Below are 3302 nucleotides of genomic sequence, written 5' to 3' on the forward strand. Positions count from 1 at the left end.
TGCCTTTATCGCGCCCCAGGTCGTCGATGTCTTTCCCTGCGCATCGACGGCGAGGTTGATGCCGCCCATCAGTGTGTTGATCTCCTTCTCGCTCTTCACGACGTTGGAGATCCACAGGTCATCCAAGATTCCGCTGAGGTACGATGCCTTGGACCCGCTGCGCCAACCGACATCCAGCGTCGGCGTTCCGGCGTCCGCCGTCTTGATCGTTCCGGCGCCGGGCTCGTCCTTGTCGAGCTTGCCGTCGATGTACATCTTGGCGCTCTTGCCGTCGTACGTGTAGGCGACGTGCTGCCACTTATCGAGCGCCAGATTCGTCGCGCCGTTGTGGTCCTTGACGCGGTAGGTTGTGAAGACCAGGAGGGCGTTGTTGAACCCGACCTTCCACGCCGCGTTCGCGGGCCCATCCATCTCGACGATGTTGGTCCAGCCGGTCAGCGCGATCGGCTTGACCCAGGCGCCGACGCTGATGGTCGAATCGAACTTCGCCAGGATGTCGGACTTCTTCGTCTGGAACGCCGTCGCGCCATCGAACTCCATCGCTCCCGCGTACTTGCCGGCGACCCATTTCTCTTTGCCGGCCACGCGATCGAGGGTGTGGCCGTAGATGCTGTGATCGACCAGCTTGTCGCCCTTTCCCTCATCGAAGTTGATGTAGAGGACGATGTCTTTGGGCAGGTCCGCCTGTGCGCTACCGCACAAGAGCAGCGCCGCCAGCACACTCACACCGAAATACCTCACACGCATGGGGTTTCCTCCTAATCCAACCGGATCGACCTGTTCGCCCGACTAGCTTGAACCTGTACCTCCTTTCCTGATGCGCCGACGACAATCACATGAAGTCGGTGCCGACGCGTTATCCAGCTTCACGCGTCGCGATTCGACGCCGCCCACGGCTTCGCACGGACGCGGCGCAAGGGGGATGAATGTGGAATGCCGTCGGGAGCTTTGACACGGGTCGCCTCCCGCCACGGTCGTGATCGCGACCGAGGCATGTCATCTGGCATCGACGCGATGCCCACACAGCCAGCCGTGGCGGGTCTCCGACGTGCGTACGCAGGAGCACCAAACCCGTCAGCCGACGCTGGCTGAGTGTGTCAGAGGTCGGCGACGACGTCAAGAGCTATGCTGTTGCCGGAAGGATTCGCGGAGTTCCCCGATCGCCGCCAGGATGTCGTACGCAGCGACCTCGGGCTCCGTGTCACGAGGGAAGGACATCGCGGGTCCGACACTGATCCGGACCTGCGCGCGCCGTGGGTACGTTTGTCCGCGCCCAAGGACGGTTGACGCGCCGTCAACATACACAGGAATGACGGGCGCCTGGCTCCGCACTGCGAGGAATCCGACGCCCTTCCGCGCCGCCAGGAACTCCGCGCCGGTTCCCCGAGTGCCTTCGGGAAAAAGCAAGACCGGGCGATCCTCCTTGAGCACTCGCAGGGCATGTCGAAGGGCTCCCACGTCCGCCGACCAACGCTTGACGGGAAAGGCGTTGACCGACCGAAGCAACCAGTCGGCCGGGGCGCGGAACAACGTCTCCTTCGCCATGTAGTTCAGCTCCCGCGGGAATACGCAACCGATCAAGATCGGGTCCAGGTAGCTCGTGTGGTTTGCCGCAGCGAGGAATGGGCCCGACTTGGGGACGTGTTCGGTGCCAGTGATCTGAGGGCGGCACAGCGGCAGCATCAGCGCATATGCCAGTCGATACCCGAGTCGGTACATCAGGCCGGATTCCGGTGTCGCTTCCATGGGGCGGTCCCTACTTGGAGGTGATTCGCTCGGCGACCGTCCGCGCCATCTGCGACACGATCTCGTCGGCGGGCAGAGACGTCGAATCGACCACAACCGCGTCGTCGGCAACTCGAAGCGGGCTCTCGTGACGCGTCTCGTCGCGCTGGTCGCGCTCCCGAATCTCGGCGGCGATCTCATCCAGCGAAGCGGACTCCCCCTTCGCGACGAGCTCGGCATAGCGCCGACGCGCCCGCTCTTCCACACTCGCCGACAGGAAGAACTTCACCTGCGCATTCGGGAATACGACGGTCGTCGTGTCGCGCCCTTCGATGACGACATCGGCGAGCGACGCGATCCGGCGTTGATGGCGCGTGACCTCGGCGCGGACTCGTCGCCAGATGGAGACGCGCGAGACCGCCGTATCGACTTCGGGAGTACGGATCGCCGCCGATTCGTCCACACCGTTGAGGAGGAACCGTCCGTCCAGGGTAAAGCCCATCTCCGCGTCCCGAGCCAGCACTTCGAGTCGGCTCTCGTCGTCAAGTCGGACGCCGGTGCGCAAAGCAAGGAGCGTCACGCCTCGGTAGAGCGCGCCGCTGTTGAGATGGACGAACCCCAGTTTCTCCGCGAGCCCCCGCGCCACCGTGCTCTTTCCAGCCGCTGCGGGCCCGTCGATTGCTACGACCACATGAGATGCTTGATCCGCCGTCATAGACGCTTCAGCAAGTCCCAGAAGCCCGGAAACGATGTCCCGACGCAGTCTGTCCCGTGGATCGTGACGGGAGCTCGCGCGGTGAGCCCCGCAATCGCTGCCGTCATGGCGATCCGATGATCGCCGCGGCTCTCGCACGTTCCTCCATGGATGGTCTGCGGTCCCTGGATCGCGAAGCCGTCGGGTCGAGATTCGACCTCGACGCCGATGCGTCCGAGCTCTGTCGCGATGGCTTCGATGCGATCGGTCTCCTTGACGCGCAGCTCAGCCGCATCCCGGACGATGGTCACGCCGCGCGCCTGCGAAGCAGCCAGAGCCAGAATCGGGATTTCGTCGATCATGCGCACGATCAGCTCGCCGCCGAACTCGACTCCTCGGAGCCCGCTGGTGGTCACGCGAACGTCGGCGACGGGTTCAGCTCCGACCATGCGCCCATGCTCGTGCTCGATGGTCGCGCCCATCTGCGACAACGCGTCGAGGATGCCGTCCCGGGTCTCGTTTACGCCGACGCCCTGCAACACGAGATCGGAGTTGGGAACCAGCAGCCCCGCGACGATGAAGAAGGCGGCTGACGAGAGGTCCGAGGGCACCACCAGCGGCTGCGCGGAGAGACGCGAGCCGGGGCAAAGACTGACCGAGTTGCCGTCCCGATGCACATCGGCTCCGAAGGCGATCAGCATCCGCTCGGTGTGGTCGCGAGACAGCGCGGGTTCCACCACGGTGGTGGAGCCTTGAGCCCTGAGAGCGGCGAGAAGGATCGCAGACTTCACTTGGGCGCTGGCAATGGGGCTCTCATAGTGGATGCCCAGCAGATTGCCTCCGTGTATCTCCAGCGGCGCGCGCGAGTTGCCATCCTCGCCCC

At 64.4% G+C, this 3302-nt stretch carries 4 protein-coding genes; all 4 read right to left on the reverse strand.

The window, feature by feature from the left end; translation table 11 throughout:
• Positions 1-747: LamG domain-containing protein (locus tag FJZ36_18555; GenBank protein ID MBM3216900.1), on the reverse strand; the 747-nt coding region annotated here is incomplete at its 3' end.
• 369 nt (positions 748-1116) lie between these two features.
• Positions 1117-1746: a 1-acyl-sn-glycerol-3-phosphate acyltransferase gene (locus FJZ36_18560; protein MBM3216901.1), complete on the reverse strand. Its 630-nt coding sequence runs from the start codon at positions 1744-1746 to the stop codon at positions 1117-1119.
• Between the two features lie 10 nt (positions 1747-1756).
• Positions 1757-2440 carry a (d)CMP kinase gene (locus FJZ36_18565; GenBank protein ID MBM3216902.1) on the reverse strand — a complete coding sequence of 228 codons (684 nt, stop codon included), beginning with the start codon at positions 2438-2440 and terminating at the stop codon, positions 1757-1759.
• On the reverse strand, positions 2437-3302 hold an 866-nt coding region (locus FJZ36_18570; GenBank protein ID MBM3216903.1), incomplete at its 5' end, for a 3-phosphoshikimate 1-carboxyvinyltransferase. The genes FJZ36_18565 and FJZ36_18570, both read right to left, overlap by 4 nt.

Source organism: Candidatus Poribacteria bacterium, from assembly GCA_016866785.1.
In the GTDB taxonomy this organism is placed as follows: Bacteria; Poribacteria; WGA-4E.

What these genes read in the sequence shown, in the direction of transcription:
- FJZ36_18565 (MBM3216902.1), bottom strand. Translation starts at nt 2,440, where the DNA reads ATGACGGCGGATCAAGCATCTCATGTGGTCGTAGCAATCGACGGGCCC.
- FJZ36_18560 (MBM3216901.1), bottom strand. Translation starts at nt 1,746, where the DNA reads ATGGAAGCGACACCGGAATCCGGCCTGATGTACCGACTCGGGTATCGA.